Source organism: Bradyrhizobium sp. BRP19, assembly GCF_020194195.1.
Classification (GTDB): domain Bacteria; phylum Pseudomonadota; class Alphaproteobacteria; order Rhizobiales; family Xanthobacteraceae; genus Bradyrhizobium; species Bradyrhizobium yuanmingense.
This window is the reverse complement of sequence record NZ_JADYVZ010000003.1, coordinates 334151-352250: the sequence shown is the minus strand read 5'-3', so window position 1 is coordinate 352250 and position 18100 is coordinate 334151. Positions and strand designations below refer to the sequence as shown.

The window sequence follows — 18100 nt, the reverse complement described above, 5'->3', positions numbered from 1 at the left end:
TCCGCTCAGCCTCCGCCAAACCGTCAGCCGCCGACGCGGGCGAGACCGCTGCGAGCGGGTTCGTCGCGTGGACGAAGCGCAACCGCCTTGGTGTAGGACGCCGCCGCCTTGGCTTTGTCGCCCAAGCGCTCATAGACCTGACCGCGCGCGGTCCAGACCTGGGCATTGTTCGGATCGGCCTCGGAGGCTTCGTCGAGATCGGCTGTGGCCTCCTTGACCTTGCCGAGCGCGAGATAGCTGTTGGCGCGGCCCAGCAGCGGCTCGGCCTTTTGCGGGTTGAGTCCGCTGGCGGCGCTGAAATCGGCGATCGCGAAGTCGTGCTGGTTGTTGCCCTGGTAGATCAGGGCGCGGCCATAGAGCGCCTGCGCATTGTAGGGATCGAGGCCGATCGCGCGATTGAACTCGTCGAGCGCTGCCGCGGCCTCGCCTGACTTCGCCAGAGACTGAGCCTTCGCGGTATGGGCCTGGGCTTCGGTGACGTTGCCGGCGCTCACCGCGCTCTCGGCCGGCGCGGCGGCCTTGGGGGCCTCCTGCGGCTTGTCCTTCTCCGGCATCAGTGATCCCAGATCGAACGAGCAGCCGCCCAGCACGATCCCCGTCAGGGCCGCCGCGAGCGGCGGCTGCCAGATCCGGCGCCGTCGCGGAAGGCCGCGCTGGGAGAAAGGGGAGGCCATCTACGGTTGGCTCGCGCTAGAGCTTGATCCGACAAGTCCTCAAAACAATAACGCGGGCCCGGGGCCCGCGTCATCGAAAACTAAAGTCTTGCTGAATCGGCTCAGCGCGGTCCGCGCGGACCTGCACCGGGGCCGCCACGACCGCCGCGATCACCGCCCGGGCCGGCGCCGAACACCGGCTTCGGCTTCATCGGCAGCAGGCCTTCGCGCTGCAGCTTCTTGCGGGCCAGCTTGCGCGCGCGGCGCACGGCCTCGGCCTTTTCGCGGGCCTTCTTCTCGGAGGGCTTCTCGTAATGACCGCGGAGCTTCATCTCGCGGAAAATTCCCTCGCGCTGCATCTTCTTCTTCAGCGCCTTGAGGGCTTGATCAACATTGTTATCGCGAACGAGAACCTGCACGCGGCATCCTCTTCAGGTGGATCGGATTTGAATTCTGGTAAGTCAAAGGGGATGGCGAAACGCGCAAGCCCTTAACCTTGAGCGCGCGGATGTATCAGACAAAACCGCAGATGTCCACCGGCCAAGCGGATTTTCGGGCCAAGTTCGGCCATTAAATGCGGCGAAAATACCTCCATGCGGCCCCGATTTGGGCGATTTGGCGCCGAGGACGGGGCCGCACCGGAGCTTTGTTCCGGAATCTTTGCAATGAGGGACTACAATGGACATCAAAAAATATGCTGCCGAAGCCATCGGCACCTTCTGGCTGACATTCGCGGGCTGCGGAAGCGCGGTGATCGCCGCCGGCTTCCCGCAGGTCGGGATCGGGTTGGTCGGCGTGTCCCTGGCTTTCGGATTGAGCGTCGTCACCATGGCCTACGCGATCGGCCACATCTCCGGGTGCCATCTGAATCCGGCCGTCACGGTCGGTCTCGCCGCAGGCGGCCGCTTTCCGGCCGGCCAGATCCTGCCTTATGTGATCGCCCAGGTGGCGGGCGCGATTGTCGCCGCATCGCTGCTCTATGTCATTGCGAGTGGGGCGCCCGGCTTCGACGTCAGCAAGGGCTTCGCCTCCAACGGCTATGGCGCGCATTCGCCCGGTCAGTACAGCATGATGGCCGGCTTCCTCACCGAGGTGGTGATGACCATGATGTTCCTGTTCATCATCATGGGGGCGACCCATGGGCGCGCGCCGGCGGGTTTCGCTCCGCTGGCGATCGGGCTCGCGCTGGTGATGATCCACCTCGTCAGCATTCCCGTCACCAACACCTCGGTGAACCCGGCGCGCAGCACCGGCCCGGCGTTGTTCGTCGGCGGCTGGGCGCTGTCGCAGCTGTGGCTGTTCTGGGTCGCGCCGCTGATCGGCGGCGCGCTCGGCGGGGTGATCTATCGCTGGCTCAGCGAGGAGCCCAGCGGCGTCGTTGCGGGCGTGAAGACGGCGTAGTCACAATCACCCGGCGGGATTGCAGCTCTTGCTGCGATCCCGTCACTTGTCCCGGGGCGGCCTGACTTCTGTCACGTGGCCCATCTTGCGGCCGGGGCGCGGCGCGCCCTTGCCGTAGATGTGCACGGTCGCGCCCGGCACGCTCAGCCACTTTTCGTAATCGTTGATCTCGTCGCCGATCAGGTTGGTCATGGTGACGACCTCGCCGTGGCGCACCGGCTTGCCGAGCGGCCAGCCGGCGATGGCGCGGATGTGCTGCTCGAACTGTGAGACGGAGGCGCCGTCGAGCGTCCAGTGCCCGGAATTGTGCACGCGCGGCGCGATCTCGTTGACCAGCACCTTCGGTCCGGTGCCGCCTGCCAGCACGAACATCTCGACCGCGAGCACGCCGACATAGTCGAGCGCGCTTGCGATTTTGCTCGCGATGCTGCGCGCCTCCTCGGCGAGCGCGTCAGGAATCGGCGCGGGCGCACGCGATATCTTCAGGATGTGGTCGCGGTGCTCGTTCTCGGTGACGTCGAAGCACTCGACCTCGCCCGTGGCCGCGCGCGCGGCGATCACGGAGATCTCGCGCTCGTAGGGCACGAAGGCCTCCAGGATCGCCGATTTGGTGGCGAGGCTGGTCCACACCTTCGCGATGTCGTCGCCCTCGCGGATGATGGCCTGGCCCTTGCCGTCATAGCCGAAGCGGCGGGTTTTCAGCACCGCTGGAAGGCCGATCCTGGCGATCGCCTCGCGCAGCGAGGAGACGGAGGTGACGTCGGCGTAGGCGGCAGTGCCGATCCCGAGCTTCGTCACGAAATCCTTCTCGGCGAGCCGGTCCTGGGTCGTCTCGAGGATCTTGCGGTTGGGCAGCACCGGGCGGCGCGCGTCCAATACCAGCGCGGCTGCCGCCGGCACGTTCTCGAATTCGTAGGTGATGACGTCGACATCATGCGCGAACAATTCGAGCGCCTCGACGTCGGCATATTCGGCGCAGGTCGCGTTCAGCACGACGTCGAAGGCCGGTGAATCCGGATCGGGCGAGAACACCTGGCAGCGCAGGCCGAGTCGCGCCGCGGCCATGGCAAGCATCCGGCCCAATTGTCCGCCGCCGAGGATTCCGATGGTGTCACCGGGCTTCAGCTTCACGTGCCTGGTGTCCGTCACGCCTTGTCCTCCGGCCGCTCGGCGACCGCCTCGGTCTGGGCCTTGCGCCAGGCGGCGAGGCGATCCGACAGGGCGGGGTCGGACAATGCCAGCACGGCGGCTGCCAGCAGCGCGGCATTGATCGCGCCGGCCTTGCCGATGGCGAGGGTGCCGACCGGAATGCCCGCGGGCATCTGGACGATCGAATAGAGCGAATCGACGCCCCTGAGCGTCTTGGATTCGACGGGAACACCAAACACAGGGAGTTCCGTCAGCGCCGCCGCCATGCCGGGCAGATGGGCCGCGCCACCGGCGCCGGCGATGATAATCTTGTAGCCTGCGGCCTTGGCACCCTTGGCGAATGCGAACAGCCGGTCGGGCGTGCGGTGGGCCGAGACGATGCGGCTGTCGGCAGCAATGCCGAGCGCGTCAAGCGTGTCGGCGGCGTGCCGCATCGTGTCCCAGTCCGACTGGCTTCCCATGATGATGGCGATCGGCGCGGTCATGACGTCAATTGTGCCCAGAAAAACAGAGAGATAGGCCAGATTAATGATTCCGGCCGGCGGCTCGCAAGGCGGTGGCAAGGAGAAGGGAATCCACTATCCTGTCTTGGTGAATCCCCGCAAGCCTTCATTGAGCACGATGCCCATGAAGAAACCGAAAAGGGCGAGCCCTGCGAAGGCCAGAAAGGGCCGGAACATGAGCGCCGCCCGATCCAAAGCCGTTTCGAGCCGCGCGGCCAAACCGGCCTTGCGCAGAGCGCCGGCTGCCGATGACGGCAAGGCGATCATCCGCGGCCTCAGGAGCAAGCTCAAGGCGGCCCTGTTGCGGATCTCGGAGCTCGAGGCGGCCGCCGATACCGATTTCCTGCTCGGGATTCCCAACCGGCGCGGTTTCGAGCGCGAGCTCGCGCGCGCCATCGCCTATATGAAGCGCTACCGCGCCAGCGGGGCGCTGATCGTGCTCGACGTCGATCGGCTGAAGCCGATCAACGATTCCTTCGGTCATGCCGCCGGCGATGAGGTGCTCAAGGCGATTGTCGCCACGCTGACGCGACAGATCCGCGCCTCCGACGTGGTCGGCCGGCTCGGGGGCGACGAGTTCGCGCTGCTGCTCTGGAATCTCAGCGAGACCGATGCGAAGGTCAAGGCTGCGGCCTTGGAGCAGGCGATCGACGAATTGTCATTCGTTTTTCGCGGCCAGCACGTGGCCGCGGGCGCCTCGGCCGGCGTCGCGCTGCTCGGTCCGCAATCCGCTGCAGGCCGCGCCCTGGAGGAGGCGGATGCCGCCATGTATGTGCGCAAGGCGAGCCGCCGGCACGAGCCGCGGATCAGGCTGGTCGGCGGCGAGCGCTAGTCTAGAGGGTGGCAAGATCTTCCGGCACGTTGCCGAACTTGCGCAGCAGCGTCGCGTCGCCGAATTCGCCGGTCATGGGATCGCCGCTGCGGCTGAACGCGATCGCGCCGATATGGCCGGCGCCGCGCGCCAGCATCTCTGCGCGTCGCAGCGCCGCCGTCGAGGACTGACACTCCTCTGCAGCGCCTGCGACGGGTGATCCGTCGTCATCGATCAAGAAGGGCATTGCAACGTAATAGGTCACATCCGACATGGCGTTGCTCCAAGGTTGAAGATTATGCGGCGCTGCTCTTGCTCCGCATCTTGCTGCGCGAGATCTCCGGAATGCAGCCGGCTGAAATCGCCGCCTGCAATTCCTCCAGCTCGGCTTCCAGATATTCGTTGGCCATGATCAGCGCCTTGATGGTGCTGCGCAGATTGCCGTCGCACATCGCGATCGCCTGATCGCAGGCCTGTTCGTAATGGCTGTTGTCGAAAAGGGCGGTTGCCGACATCTGCGTTGTCCTCGTGTGTTGTCCTTGAGCGTTCTCTGAGGTGTTGGGGCGCCCGCGAATGTTCCTATTTTGTTCTTATTGAGTCAAGCGGATTCGGAAGCGGCGGGGCGCCGCGCAAGACCGGCTCACGGTCAGGCGATGATGTCGGGGGTGATCTGGTCTTCGATGAACGCGATGCGGTCGCGCAACAACAGCTTGCGCTTCTTCAGGCGCTGTAACCGCAACAGGTCGGGGGCGGGCGATTGATGCAATGCATCGATCGCCGCATCGAGATCTCGGTGTTCCTGCTGCAACCGGGTGAGCTCGGCTTCGAGCTCACGCTCATCTTCATTGGTCATGTCTGCGGTGGCCGAAAACCGATAGGCGTGAGATCCGGGCTGTGGATGCCCTGTGGAAATTATCGTCCTTGCGCCGCGTGATCGCAAGCGATCTGCGATCCCTCGTCCCCGATCTCCAGCAACATATTTCTGCAGGGAGCTGCGGCGGTGCGTCGGCGTATTGATATCATGGATTTTTCCGGCGTGGTTCCCTTAGTCACGCTTCGTTACATATGAACTTTCAAAAATGACGCTGCAACGACGGATACCCATCGACAGGACGAATCGGTGATGTAGACTTGGTTGTCCGGATCGAATCCTAAAGGTTCAACCCTACCGAGGAGGTTTCGAATGACAATTCAGGCACATCTCGTTGAATTGGAACGGAAGCACAAACTTCTCGAAAACGAATTGCACGAAGCTCTCGTGCACCTTTCAACAGACGACCTGCAAATTGTTGAGTTGAAGCGCCGGAAGTTGATGGTCAAGGACCAGATCGAGCGTCTGAAGCAATCTGGCGACACGCTCCACTAGTAACCCCCGTGACAGTGTAGAGTTGATCACGTCCTTCACGCAGGGATGAGAGCATCCGTGCTCATCCCTGCTGCAAGGTGTGTACCGTGCAACACGGTTGTGCGGCGCTCACTCTTGCTTGGACCCGTGGCTCTCGACGCGCACACCTATCCGCTTCTCGAAACACTGTCGATATCTGCGAGCTCGGCGACGTGATCGGCGATCGCGAGCGAGGACGTCAGTCCCGGCGATTCGATGCCGAACAGATTGATCAGGCCTGCAACGCCGTGATCGCGCGGGCCCTGCATCAAGAAATCCTGCGTGGCCACGGCCGGCGGCACGATCTTCGGGCGGATGCCCGAATAGCTCGGCATCAGCGCGCCGTCAGGCAGCGTCGGCCAGTATTTGCGGATCGCGGGATAGAAGCGCTCGGCGCGTGACGGATCGACCTCGTAGTCGATCGTCTCGATCCATTCGACGTCAGGCCCGAAGCGCGCCTGTCCTGCCATGTCCAGCGTCAGGTGCACGCCCAGGCCGCCGGGCTCGGGCACCGGATAGATCAGGCGCGAGAACGGCGCCCTGGCGTTGCAGCTGAAGTAGTTTCCCTTGGCGAGATAGGCCGGCGGAATCCGGTCCAGCGGCATGCCGTCGATGCTGCGCGCCACATGCGTTGCCGACAGCCCCGCGGCGTTGACGAGGAGGCTGCATTGCAGCGTCATCGGTGCCTCGCCGCCGGCATCGATCTCGATGAGGCCGGCCGCCGCCTTGGCACGGATCAGCGGGGTGTGAAACGCGAAAGCTGCGCCGGCGTCCTCGGCTTCGCCGCGCAGCGAGAGCATGTAGGAATGGCTGTCGATGATGCCCGTCGACGGTGACAGCAGCGCGGCGTCGCAGGCGAGCGCCGGCTCCAGCGCGCGTGCGGCCTCGCCCGAGAGCAGCTGCATGTCGAGCACGCCGTTGGCCTCGGCATGCGCCTTGATCGATTGCAGCTTCTCGGTCTCCTTCGGGCTGGTCGCGACGATCAGCTTGCCGCAATTTTTGTGCGGGATGCCGCGCTCGGCGCAGTAGCGGTACAGCGCGTGCTTGCCTGCCACGCACATGCGCGCCATCCAGCTCCCGGCCCGGTAGTAGATGCCGGCATGGATCACCTCGCTGTTGCGCGAGGAGGTGACGGTGCCGATCGCCTCGGCTTCCTCCAGCACGATCACCTCGCGCCCGGCCTGGGCGAGCTTCCGGGCCACCGCGAGCCCGACCACGCCGGCTCCGATGACGACGCAATCGACCCTATCCATGGTTGTGCAGGATACCAGTTGGAAGCACCGGTGGCGCACGGTCCGGATGCGGCGGCGCAGGCGGGGCTTCCGTTAAGAAGTCGTTTATCATGTCAGGGCAATTGCCGCATTTTATGTCACATTATTCTGTTGTGCCCACAGGCGTTTACCCGATCCAAACCCGCGAAGCCAGACAATCCGACGTTGAAATCGCGGGTGGCTGATGGCTGAGAAGAACTGGCACGTGGGCAGCACGCTTTGGATTGCTGTGCACGCCCTCCTATGCCTGGCCGTTACGGGCGCGCCTGCGCGCGCCTTTGCGGCATCGGACAGCCTTGCCGTTCCGGGCGATCTCACCAGGCTTGATCCCGGCGTGATCTGGGAAGCCCTCATCGCGGGCATCGTGGTCTGCTCGTTCCTCGCCGCGATCGGGCTGTGGATCCATTCCTCGCTGCGCCGGTCCAGCCGTTTGCAGCTGCGTCGCAACGCCTTCATCTCCTCCGCCATGAACAACCTCAACCAGGGTGTGGTGATGACGGATGCGCAGCGCCGCGTCATCTTCTGCAATGACCGCTATCTCGAGATCTATGGCCTGACGCGATCCGACCTCCGGCCCAACATGACCGGTTGCGACATCCTGAGGCTGCGCCGCGAGCGCGGAGTGCTCGGCGTCACCGATGACGAATTTTACCGGAAGGCATCGAGCGCCAATGGCCTGACCACGGAACTGCCGGACGGACGGGCTATCCTGGTGAAGTATTTCGTGTTGCCGAACGGCGGCTCGGTGGCGACCCATCTCGACGTCACCGAGCAGCGCAACCTGTCGCGGCAGCTCGCCTCCACCAAGCAGTTCCTGGAATCGGTGCTCGATCATGTGCCGGCCTGCGTGGCGGCCAAGAACATCGAGGACGGCTGCTACATCTTCGCCAACAGCGCCTATGAGAAGTTCTGGGGATTGTCGCGGGACTTCGCCGTCGGCAGGAATGCACGGGAGCTGTTTGCGTCGGCCTCGGCGGCCAGCATCGAGGCCGCTGACCAGGCCGCGCTCAATTCGCCGGATGGCCAGCACCGCAATGAGTTCGAGGTGGATCGTGCCGGCGCGCGGCGCATGGTCGCCTCGATCCGGATCGTGGTCCGCAACGAGAGCAACAAGCCCGAATTTCTGCTCATCCTGTTCGAGGACATCACCGACCGCCGCTCGCTGTCGCAGGAGCTGGAGAGCACCAAGAAGTTCCTCGAGCTCGTGGTCGACAACATCCCGGTTGCGCTGATCGTGGAGCAGGTCAAGGACGGCCGCTATCTGCTCGCCAACCGCAGCGCGGAGACGATCCTCAACCGCAGGCGCGAGGAAGCCACCGGCCTGACCGCGTCCGACATCTTCAACGCCAAGGAAGCCAGGCTGATCGTCGCGCGCGACGAGGCCGCGATCAAGAAGCGCGGGATGATCACCGAGGAGCATCCGATCTCTACCAAGAACGGCCTGCGGCTGTTCCTCACCCGCCGCGCCACCGTGGTCAATGATGCCGGCGAGCCGCAATATCTGATCAAGACCCACGAGGATGTCACCGACCGCCGGCAGACCGAGTCGCGCATGGCGCACATGGCCTATCACGACGGCCTCACCGATCTGCCGAATCGCGCGGCCTTCCTGCAGGCGCTGACTCAGATGATCGAGGCTTGCGAGGGCACGGACGAGGAGTTCGCCGTGCTCTGCGTCGACCTCGACGGCCTCAAGGAGGTCAACGACGTCTTCGGCCATGCGCTGGGCGACAAGCTCCTGATCGAGGTCGCCCATCGGCTGCAGGATTCCGCACGCGGCGGCGTGGTGGCGCGCCTGTCCGGGGACGAGTTCGGCCTGATCATCGACGGCAAGCAGCCCGAGGCGGGCCTCGCGCTGGCGCAGCAGATCGGCGAAGCTGTCGCGAGGGACTTCCAGATCGACGGCCGCCCGGTCCGCGCCGGCATCACCACGGGCATGTCGGTCTTTCCCCACAATGGCACCGATGGCGCCTCGCTGCTCGCCAATGCCGGCGCGGCGCTGTTCCGCGCCAAGCAGAAGTCGCGCGGCACGATCAGCCTCTACCAGCCCGAGATGGACCAGCAGATCCGCGACCGCCGCGTGCTGCACCAGGACCTCTCCATGGCGGTCAAGAACGGCGAGCTCTCGCTCGCCTTCCAGCCGCAGGGGGCCGCGGGCCACAGCGTCGCCGAGAGCGAGATCATCGGCTTCGAGGCGCTGGCGCGCTGGCAGCATCCGGTGCGCGGCCAGGTTTCGCCGGCCGAATTCATTCCCATCGCCGAGGAGAGCGGCCTCATCGTCGAGATGGGCGAGTGGATCCTGCGCGAGGCCTGCCGCGAGGCGGCGTCCTGGCCGAAGCCGCTGCAGGTCGCGGTCAATCTGTCGCCGGCGCAGTTCATGCACGGCGACGTGGTCGGCCTCGTCCATTCGATCCTGATCGAGACGGGCCTCGCACCCGGCCGGCTCGAGCTCGAGATCACCGAAGGTGTTCTGATCGAGGATTTCGATCGCGGCCTTGCGCTGCTGCGCCGCCTGAAGGCGCTCGGCGTGCGCATCTCCATGGACGATTTCGGCAGCGGCTATTCTTCGCTGAGCTATCTCCAGGCGTTCCCGTTCGACAAGATCAAGATCGACCGCGCCTTCATCATCAATCTCGGCCGCAACCCGCAATCGGCGGCGATCGTGCGCGCCGTCATCGACCTCGGCCACGGCCTCGAAATGTCGATCATCGCCGAGGGCGTCGAGACGCTCGACCAGCTCGCCTTCCTCGCCAAGGAAGGCTGTGACGGGGTGCAGGGCTATCTGCTCGGCAAGCCGTTGCCGATCGGCAAATATGCCGGGCTCGTCGGCCGCGCCGAAGCCATGGAGCTTGCGCTGAAGACCGGTTAGAGCGTTTTCGAGCGAAGTGGACAGCGGCTCGCGTCAAGAAAACGCGTCAGAATATGAATCTAGAGCCACCGTTCCGATTTCATCGGAACGGAAATCGCTCTAGTGGATGGGAGTGCTTCGCTCCCATTCGACGGCTTCATGGCGGATTACGACCTCGCGATCATCGGCGGCGGCCTGAACGGCGTCAGCCTCGCCCGCGATGCGGCGGGCCGCGGCCTGCGGGTGATCCTGTTCGAGCAGGGCGATCTCGGCGGCGCGGCGTCGTCGGCCACACCGCGGCTGATCCACGGCGATCTCTCGGTGCGGGAGCGCCGCGGCTTTTGGCGGGTGCGCCGGGCACTGGCCGAGCGCCGGACCTGGCTCGCCATCGCGCCGCATCTGGTGCGGCCGATGCGTTTCGTGATTCCTGCACATGTGGACGAGCGTCCGCCGTGGCTGCTGCGGGCCGGCCTGTTTCTTTATGACGTCCTCGCCGGCCGGAGCGGCCTGCCTGGATCGACGACCCTCGATATCACCCATCACCCGGTCGGCAACGCGCTGAAGCGCCCGTTCGGCACGGCGTTCGAATATTCGGACTGTATCGTCGACGATTCCCGGCTTGTCGTGCTCACGGCGCTGGACGCCGCCGAGCGTGGTGCGACGATCCGGACCGGGGCGCGCTGCGTACGTGCCGACCGAACCGACATCTGGCGGCTCGCCGTGGTCGATCGCGGCCACCGCCGCTCCGTTACAGCAAGGGCGCTGGCCAATACCAGTGGCGGCTGGACCTCGATCGTCGCGGAGACCGTCCTGCGCCAGCCGCAGCCCGCCGCGACGGCCATGCAGATGAGCCAGATCATCGTGCCCAGGCTGTTCGATTCAGACAATGTCTACGTGTTCCAGAACAGCGACGGCCGACTGATCTTCGCAAGCCCGTTTGAGCGCGCGTTCACGCTGATCGGCACAGTCACGCACGATTTCACCGGCGACCCCGCCATCGTGGCGGTGCGAGGGGCCGATGTCGGTTATCTCTGCGAAGCGGCGAGCCGCTACTTCCGCGAGCGCGTCGCCCCGACCGACGTGGTCCGGGCGGTCTGCGGCGTCAATCTGAGACCGGCGTCCGCGCGGCAACGCGAGGGCACAACCCTGTTCCACGCGCGCCGGCGCAAGGCACCGCTGATCACGATGTTCGGCGGCGACCTCACCACCGCGCGCCGGCGCGCCGAGCGGGCGGTGACGAGGCTGACGCCGTTCTATCCGATGTCGCCGCCCTGGACCGCCGGCGCAGCGCTGCCAGGTGGAGATTTCGCCTGGGATCGTTTCGACACCGAGGTCGACCTCGCACGCGAGCGCTGGCGCTTTCTGTCCGAGCCGGAAGCCCAGCGCCTGGTCGCGGCCTACGGCTCGCGATTGGCGGCCGTGCTCGGTGAAGCAAGGACGCGCAAAGAGCTTGGCCCAGCCTTCGGTCCCGAACTGACCGGCGCGGAGGTGCGATATCTCATGACCTGCGAGTGGGCGCGTTTTCCGGATGACGTTCTGTGGCGCCGTTCCAAGCTGGGCCTGACAATGCCTGCGGCGGACCGTGAGGCGCTGGCGGCGTTCATGGCGGATCTGAGCCGGTCACTGGTGTAGCCCGGATGGAGCGAAGCGAAATCCGGGAGAGTCTCTGCGCCGGCGAACAGCCCCGGATTCCGCTTCGCTCCATCCGGGCTACGGCGGCGCGATGTAAGTTTTCCCCGAACCGGTTGAGCTAAACACGATCGGCCGCTAGCGTGCGGCGGAATCGGGGTTGGCAGGGACCATGGCGGAAGAATTGCCCGGGATGAACGTTGCGGCTGAACCGGCTGGCGGAGACGCATGTCCGGCGGCCGGCCAGCCGCTGCTGCGCATCGAGGGCGTCGCCAAGACCTTTGGCACGTTCCGCGCCGTCGACGGCGTGTCGCTCGATATCAAGGCCGGCGAGTTCTTCGCGCTGCTCGGCCCGAGCGGCTGCGGCAAGACCACGCTCTTGCGCATGCTCGCGGGCTTCGAGGCGCCGGACGAGGGGCGTATTCTGCTCGGCGGCAAGGATATCGCGCAGGCGCTGCCGCACGACCGCCCGATCAACATGATGTTCCAGAACTATGCGCTGTTCCCGCATCTGTCGGTACGCGACAACATTGCCTTCGGCCTGAAGCGCGCCGGCATGCCGCGTGCCGACATCGCCACGCGCGTCGCGGAGATGGTGGCGCTGGTCAAGCTCGAGGGATTGGAGAAGCGCAAGCCGGACCAGTTGTCCGGCGGTCAGCGCCAGCGCGTGGCGCTCGCCCGCGCATTGGCGCGCCGCCCTCAGCTCCTGCTGCTCGACGAGCCGCTCGCAGCCCTCGACAAGAAGCTTCGCGAAAACACGCAAGCCGAGCTGATGGAGCTGCAGCGGCGGCTCGGCATGACCTTCATCATCGTCACCCACGACCAGGAGGAGGCGATGACGATGGCGAGCCGGATCGGCGTGATGAAATCAGGCAGGCTCGCCCAGGTCGCGAACCCCCGCGAGCTCTATGAGGCGCCGCGCTCGCGCTGGATCGCCGAGTTCGTCGGCGACGTCAACCTGTTCGACGGCGAGTCAAAATTGCGCGACGGTCGTCGTCTGGTCATCGGCACGCGCGATGCGGGGGCGCTGGTGGTGGCCGAGCCGCGTGAGGCGGTCGGCACCGGAAAACTGGCGGTCGCGATCCGCCCCGAGAAGGTCAAGCTGTCGCGCCGCGGCCCGGCCAACGAGGCCGGTCGTGAGACGGCGATCAACACCCTCGAGGGCGTGATCGCGGACATCTGCTATCTCGGCGGCACCACCACCTATAAGGTGAAGCTCGACACCGGCGGGATGCTGCAGGCGTCGGTCGCTAACAGCGCGCGGCTGGACGTCGACGCCTACAGCCTGAACCAGCATGTCGTCGCCTGGTTCACGCCCGACGATTGCGTGGTGCTGCAATCATGAGCTCGCGCCGCATCTTCGCAAAGCCGGCGCGCTTCGCGGCCATCGCGCCCTATGTCTGGATGGTGCTGTTCTTCCTGGTGCCGTTCGGCTTCGTGCTCAAGATCAGCCTGTCGCAGACCGCGATCGCGCAGCCGCCTTACGAGCCGGTGTTCGACCTCACGGCGGGATGGGACGCGCTGAAGGCAGCGTTCGCTGCGCTCTCGGTCGACAATTTCAAGCTGCTCGCCTCCGACGACATTTACGTCTTCGCCTATGTCCGCAGCCTCACCGTCGCCCTCACGGCCACCGCGCTACTGCTCCTGATCGGCTATCCCATCGCCTACGGGATGGCGCGGCTGCCGCAGCGCTGGCAGGCGGTGGCGATGGTGCTGGTGATCGTGCCGTTTTGGACCTCGTTCCTGATCCGCATCTACGCCTGGATCAACATCCTCCAGCACGACGGCCTGCTGAACCAGGTCCTGCTGGCGCTGCATCTGGTCAGCCAGCCCGTAGTGTGGCTCTCCACCGACACCGCGATGTATATCGGCATCGTCTATTCCTATCTGCCGTTCATGATCCTGCCGCTCTACGCGACGCTCGCCAAGATGGAGCCGGTGCTGGAGGAAGCGGCTGCCGATCTCGGCGCGCCGCCCTGGCAGGTGTTCTGGCTCGTCACCTTCCCGCTGTCGCTGCCCGGCGTCGGCGCCGGCGTGCTCTTGTGCTTCATCCCGATCGTCGGCGAGTTCGTCATTCCCGACCTTCTGGCCGGCTCCAATTCGCTGATGATCGGCCAGACCCTGTGGCTCGAATTCTTCACCAACAAGGACTGGCCGGTTGCCTCGGCTGCCGCGATCGTGCTGCTGGTCGTGCTGCTGGTGCCGCTCTTGCTGTACGAGCGGCTGCAGAAGCGGCAGCTGGAACAGGGAAGGTAGCGCGATGCGCAAGGTCTTCCGCCTGTCCCGCTTCAACATCGCCTCGCTCGCGCTGGGGCTGGCGTTCCTCTATTTGCCGATCCTGATCCTCGTTCTCTATTCCTTCAACGCTTCGCGCCTGGTGACGGTGTGGGGCGGCTGGTCGCTGCGCTGGTATCATGAGTTGTTCAACGATCGCGCCATGATCGAGGCGGCCTGGATGAGCCTGCGGGTCGCTGTCGCCTCCGCGACGATCGCGACGCTGCTCGGCACGCTCGCAGCGGTGGCGCTGTCGCGCGGTGAACGCTTTCGTGGTCGCACCCTGTTCTCAGGCATGCTCTACGCACCGCTGGTGATGCCGGAGGTGATCACCGGATTGTCGCTGCTCTTGCTGTTCGTTGCGCTGAACGCCGAGCGCGGTTTCTGGACGGTGACGATCGCCCACACCACGCTCACCATGTGCTTCGTCACGGTGGTCGTGCAGTCGCGCCTCGGCTCGCTCGATCGCTCGCTGGAGGAGGCGGCGATGGATCTCGGCTGCAATCCCGTCGGTGCGTTCGTTGCCGCAACGCTGCCGCTGATCGCCCCTGCAATCGTCGCCGGCTGGATACTGGCGTTCACGCTGTCGCTCGACGACCTCGTGATCGCGAGCTTCACCACCGGCCCAGGCTCGGCGACGCTGCCGATCCGTATCTATTCGGAGGTGCGGCTCGGCGTGAAGCCCGAGATCAACGCGATCTGCACGCTGGTGATCGCGCTGATCGCGGTCGTCATCGTCATTGCCTCGCTCGCCTCGAAGCTGTCGAGCTCGCGAGGTGAGAGCGCTGCGCCGCTGTAGGCTCTGCTGTCATTGCGAGGAGTTCTTGCGACGAAGCAATCCAGTCTGGAGGTAGTCTGGATTGCTTCGCTTCGCTCGCAATGACGAAAGAAGAGCTTACGACTTCACCGCACCCGCCGTGAGCCCGCCCACCATGTAGCGGCGGAAGGCGTAATAGACCGCGGCCGGCGGCAGCGCGTAGATGAAGCCCGTCGTCATCAGCAGCTCCCACGGCGAGTCGTCGGCGGCGAGGAAGTTGCCGAGCGCGACGGGAAGGGTGATGTCGCGGTCGTTCGACAGCAGCAGGAACGCGTAGAGATACTCGTTCCAGGCCAGCAGCACCGCATAGGTGCCGATCGCGACCAGCGAGGGCATCATCAGCGGCAAATAGACCAGGCGGAAGATCTGCAGCGTGGTGGCGCCGTCCATCACCGCGGCCTCGTCCAGCTCCACCGGCAGCTTGTCCGAGGCCTGCTTCAGCACCCAGATCGCGTAAGGCGAGGCGATCGTCACCATGGCCAGGATCAGCGACCAGTGATTGTTGAGCAGGCCGTAATTGCCCATCGTGCGATACATCGGCACGGCGAGAAACGCCGCGGGAATGAAATAGGTGAAGAGCGCGAGGTTCAGCACGGCGCGGCCGCCCGGCACCTTCAATCGCGAAATCGCGAACGCCGCGGCGGTCGCGATGAACAGCGTGAGCACGCCCACGGAGACTGCGATCAGCGTCGAATTCCAGAACTGGGCGTAGAAGTCGCGCAGGAAGTAGTGCTGCTGCTTGAACACGATTTCGAAGTTGTGCAGCGTCGGATGGTCCGGCCACAGCTTGCCCGAGAACGCGTCCTCCTTCGGGGAGATCGCGAACAGGAACATGTGGTAGATCGGGATCATCGTCCACAGGAAGACGGGAATGCCGATCAGCAGCAGCCGCGCTTCCGTCGCGACGTCACGGAGGGAGGGAAGCTTCATCGCGACAACCGTTTCATCATGAAGTAAACCAGTGGCAGGACGAACGGCATCGCGCAGACGATGGATGCCATCGCGAGCGAGAGCTGGTCGAGCCGAAGATAGCGGATGCCGAGCGTCGCCAGCACGTGCGTGAGGTCGGCAGGTCCGCCGCCGGTGAGCAGGTAGACGCTGTTGAAATCGCCCAGCGTCCAGATCATCGAGAGCAGCGTGCAGGTGACGTAGAGCGTCTGCATCGACGGCCAGGTGATGTAGCGGAATTTCTGCCACCAGCTGGCACCGTCGACCTCGGCGGCCTCGAACAGATCGTGCGAGATCGCAAGGCGCCCGGTGATCAGGATCAGCGTCCAGAACGGCAGCGACTTCCAGATGTGCACGGCGATCGCCATGCACAGCGCGACGGTCGGGTCGTTCAGCCAGTTCGGGCCGTCATCGCCGGTCAGGGAGAAGATGAAGTGGTTGACCATGCCCCATTCGGGATTGAGCATGAAGCGCACCGACAGGATGGTCGGGATCGACGGCACCGCCCAGGGCAGGATGAAGATCACCGACAGCCATCTGATCCAGGTGCGCTGCTGCGCGAAGAAGCCGGACAGGAACAGCGCAATCATCATCTTGATGTTGATGCCGACGACCAGGAAGATCAGCGTGTTGATTGCAGCGCGCGCGAAGATCGGGTCGTGATACAGCGCCACATAGTTCGCCGGATCGCGTGCCAGCCAGAGCCCGTAGCAGACGGGATAGACGACAAAGGCAAGGAAGACGAGCAGATAAGGTGTTAGCAGGAGGATGCCCCAGACCTGCGCCGGGGTCAGCCGCGACGACAGGGGCGGGCCGGGTATTGCCTGATCGCCAGAGAGCGTGATCGCCATTCTTTCGGACTCTTCAAAGAGAAGCCGGCCGCGAGACGCGGCCGGTGTTGTTGTTGTTGCACTCTCCCCCGCAACGCGGAGAGATGGGCGGACGACTCAGCCCGCGACCTGCTTGATGCGGGCGATGAGTTCGTCGACGGCCTTGTCGACCGGAACCTTCTCGCTGACGACGCGGTTCATCGCCTTCGCCCACACGTTCTCATTGTTCAAGATCGTGAACTTCCAGTTCCTGGTAAAGTCGAACTGAGAGGTGCCGCCCTTGAACTGGGTGTAGACGGCCTTGCGGTGCTTGTCGGCCTGCCAGAACGGGCTTTCCTGGCTTTCTTTCGTCACCGGGAACCAGCGGCCGAGCGCGCCCTCGATGTAGGGACGGATGTTCTCTTCCTGCAGCAGGAAGTTGAGGAACTGCTTGCCCTCGGCCTTGTTCTTGGCCGCGGTGAAGATCAGACCCGTCTTGACGTCGGAGCGATACTTGATGGTCGAGCCATCGGGAGCCTTGGGGAAGGACGCCGTGACGATGTCCTGCTCATAAGCCTTCTTGCCGGCCTCGCGCTGTTCCGGCGTGAGGTTCTGGTTCTGTGACTCCTCGTACCATTTTGCTGCGATCGAGATCGTGAAGTTGTGGGTCATCACGATCGTCTTGTTGTGGAAGGCGACATTGTTGTCCGGGTCCTTCCAGGTGGTCGCGGAGGGCGGGGCGCAGCCCTTGGTGTAGGTGTCGGTGTAGTCCTTCAGCGCCTTGATCAGGCCGTCGCGGACCTTGGGGTCGTCGACCAGCAGCTTGCCGTCGTCGTCGACCAGCTTGACGTGGTAGGCGTCCATGAAGGTGTAGAACGATTGGAACGAGTCGGTGGATTCCACGCCCATCGGCTGGCCGACGGCATAGATGCGCTGGCCTGTGGCCTTACGGATCGCCGGCTGCACCTTGTCGCACCAGAAGCTCCAGTAGCCGGTCCAGTCGTTCGGGATGTCACTCTGCTTGAAGCCGGCTTTCTCCAGCATGTCGTTCCAGATCTGGACGTGCATGCTCTGCTGCTTCAGCGGGAAGCCGTAATAGGCCTTCTTCTTGGCGACGTCGTTGTAGAGGATCGAGGCGTCCAGCGTGTTCTGCACGAACCGGCCCTTGATCGGCTCCATGACGTCGGTGAGGTCCTCGAGCTTGCCCTCATAGGCCCACTTGCCCTGTACCTGCACGTCGTAGCTGTCGGAATAGGCGACGTCGGGCACGGTGCCCGCATCGAGCGCTGCGACGGTCTTCGGAATCATGTCCTGGATCGCGTATTGCGACAATTCGACCTTGATGCCGGTCTTGGCTTCAAACTTCTTGATCGTCTCGGCGAGCGCTTCGTCCTCGGACTTGTAAAAGCCTTTGACCCACCAGACCGTGATCGTCTTCTGTTGTGCAAATGCGGGCGCAGTGGCGGCAAACAGCCCAACCGCAGCGACCGCCAATGAAACTGCGCCAATAACCTTGGATTTCACGTTTTTCTCCCTCAAACGGCCGGTGTTTTAACCGGTCGTATAAAACACTAGCGCATGGTGGTAGCGCAATCAACGCATC

The 18100-nt window shown here is 64.5% G+C and carries 19 protein-coding genes; 8 read left to right on the top strand and 11 right to left on the bottom strand.

Features of this window, described 5'->3' with window-relative positions:
* Positions 1-23: 23 nt before the first annotated feature.
* Positions 24-674 carry a tetratricopeptide repeat protein gene (locus I6F36_RS11950; RefSeq protein ID WP_225171487.1) on the bottom strand — a complete coding sequence of 217 codons (651 nt, stop codon included), beginning with the start codon at positions 672-674 and terminating at the stop codon, positions 24-26.
* Between the two features lie 101 nt (positions 675-775).
* Entirely contained in the window at positions 776-1072 is a 297-nt protein-coding gene (rpsU, locus tag I6F36_RS11945) for a 30S ribosomal protein S21 (RefSeq protein ID WP_008546194.1), read from the bottom strand.
* A gap of 259 nt (positions 1073-1331) precedes the next feature.
* Here rpsU and aqpZ point away from each other — a divergent pair, with 259 nt between their 5' ends.
* Complete coding sequence (gene aqpZ / locus I6F36_RS11940; RefSeq protein ID WP_035998714.1) at positions 1332-2054, top strand: aquaporin Z; 723 nt, start codon at positions 1332-1334, stop codon at positions 2052-2054.
* A gap of 42 nt (positions 2055-2096) precedes the next feature.
* Here the strand turns inward: aqpZ and I6F36_RS11935 are convergent, their stop codons facing one another.
* Entirely contained in the window at positions 2097-3203 is a 1107-nt protein-coding gene (locus I6F36_RS11935; RefSeq protein WP_036021959.1) for a 5-(carboxyamino)imidazole ribonucleotide synthase, read from the bottom strand.
* Positions 3200-3688: a 5-(carboxyamino)imidazole ribonucleotide mutase gene (purE, locus tag I6F36_RS11930; RefSeq protein ID WP_036021962.1), complete on the bottom strand. Its 489-nt coding sequence runs from the start codon at positions 3686-3688 to the stop codon at positions 3200-3202. The genes I6F36_RS11935 and purE overlap by 4 nt, the downstream gene beginning before the upstream one ends.
* 142 nt (positions 3689-3830) lie before the next feature.
* Here purE and I6F36_RS11925 point away from each other — a divergent pair, with 142 nt between their 5' ends.
* Complete coding sequence (locus I6F36_RS11925; RefSeq protein ID WP_225112934.1) at positions 3831-4538, top strand: GGDEF domain-containing protein; 708 nt, start codon at positions 3831-3833, stop codon at positions 4536-4538.
* Position 4539: 1 nt separating this feature from the next.
* Here the strand turns inward: I6F36_RS11925 and I6F36_RS11920 are convergent, their stop codons facing one another.
* From I6F36_RS11920 to I6F36_RS11910, 3 genes are all read right to left on the bottom strand, one after another.
* Positions 4540-4791, bottom strand: a complete 252-nt coding sequence (locus I6F36_RS11920) for a hypothetical protein (protein ID WP_036021965.1) — start codon at positions 4789-4791, stop codon at positions 4540-4542.
* Positions 4792-4813: 22 nt separating this feature from the next.
* Entirely contained in the window at positions 4814-5032 is a 219-nt protein-coding gene (locus tag I6F36_RS11915; protein ID WP_035998725.1) for a hypothetical protein, read from the bottom strand.
* A gap of 131 nt (positions 5033-5163) precedes the next feature.
* Positions 5164-5370 (bottom strand): YdcH family protein, encoded by a 207-nt coding sequence (locus tag I6F36_RS11910; RefSeq protein WP_008546179.1) that lies wholly within the window; start codon positions 5368-5370, stop codon positions 5164-5166.
* A gap of 330 nt (positions 5371-5700) precedes the next feature.
* On the opposite strand from I6F36_RS11910, the gene I6F36_RS11905 reads away from it, so the two are divergent.
* Positions 5701-5883 (top strand): YdcH family protein, encoded by a 183-nt coding sequence (locus tag I6F36_RS11905; RefSeq protein WP_008546178.1) that lies wholly within the window; start codon positions 5701-5703, stop codon positions 5881-5883.
* 146 nt (positions 5884-6029) lie between these two features.
* Here I6F36_RS11905 and I6F36_RS11900 read toward each other — a convergent pair whose 3' ends face one another.
* A complete protein-coding gene (locus I6F36_RS11900) occupies positions 6030-7154 on the bottom strand; it encodes an NAD(P)/FAD-dependent oxidoreductase (protein ID WP_036021966.1) in 1125 nt (374 codons plus the stop codon).
* A 202-nt stretch (positions 7155-7356) separates the two neighbouring features.
* On the opposite strand from I6F36_RS11900, the gene I6F36_RS11895 reads away from it, so the two are divergent.
* The 5 genes from I6F36_RS11895 (at position 7357) to I6F36_RS11875 (ending at position 14722) form a co-directional block, all read left to right on the top strand.
* The gene (locus I6F36_RS11895; RefSeq protein ID WP_225126277.1) at positions 7357-10041 is read left to right on the top strand and encodes an EAL domain-containing protein; all 2685 of its coding nucleotides are present in this window, start codon (positions 7357-7359) and stop codon (positions 10039-10041) included.
* Positions 10042-10179: 138 nt separating this feature from the next.
* Positions 10180-11652 carry a glycerol-3-phosphate dehydrogenase gene (locus I6F36_RS11890; RefSeq protein ID WP_225112933.1) on the top strand — a complete coding sequence of 491 codons (1473 nt, stop codon included), beginning with the start codon at positions 10180-10182 and terminating at the stop codon, positions 11650-11652.
* Positions 11653-11821: 169 nt separating this feature from the next.
* Complete coding sequence (locus I6F36_RS11885; protein ID WP_225112932.1) at positions 11822-12994, top strand: ABC transporter ATP-binding protein; 1173 nt, start codon at positions 11822-11824, stop codon at positions 12992-12994.
* On the top strand, positions 12991-13905 hold the full coding sequence (locus tag I6F36_RS11880; RefSeq protein ID WP_225112931.1) for an ABC transporter permease: 915 nt from the start codon (positions 12991-12993) through the stop codon (positions 13903-13905). Before I6F36_RS11885 ends, I6F36_RS11880 begins: the two co-directional genes overlap by 4 nt.
* Before the next feature lie 4 nt (positions 13906-13909).
* Positions 13910-14722 (top strand): ABC transporter permease, encoded by an 813-nt coding sequence (locus I6F36_RS11875; RefSeq protein WP_225171486.1) that lies wholly within the window; start codon positions 13910-13912, stop codon positions 14720-14722.
* A 96-nt stretch (positions 14723-14818) separates the two neighbouring features.
* On the opposite strand, the gene I6F36_RS11870 is transcribed toward I6F36_RS11875, so the two are convergent.
* The 3 genes from I6F36_RS11870 to I6F36_RS11860 all read right to left on the bottom strand — a co-directional run bounded on the left by I6F36_RS11870 (position 14819) and on the right by I6F36_RS11860 (position 18021).
* A complete protein-coding gene (locus I6F36_RS11870; RefSeq protein ID WP_035998760.1) occupies positions 14819-15670 on the bottom strand; it encodes a carbohydrate ABC transporter permease in 852 nt (283 codons plus the stop codon).
* Complete coding sequence (locus I6F36_RS11865; protein ID WP_035998764.1) at positions 15667-16539, bottom strand: carbohydrate ABC transporter permease; 873 nt, start codon at positions 16537-16539, stop codon at positions 15667-15669. Before I6F36_RS11865 ends, I6F36_RS11870 begins: the two co-directional genes overlap by 4 nt.
* A gap of 96 nt (positions 16540-16635) precedes the next feature.
* Complete coding sequence (locus tag I6F36_RS11860) at positions 16636-18021, bottom strand: ABC transporter substrate-binding protein (RefSeq protein ID WP_109142529.1); 1386 nt, start codon at positions 18019-18021, stop codon at positions 16636-16638.
* Between the last annotated feature and the right edge of the window lie 79 nt (positions 18022-18100).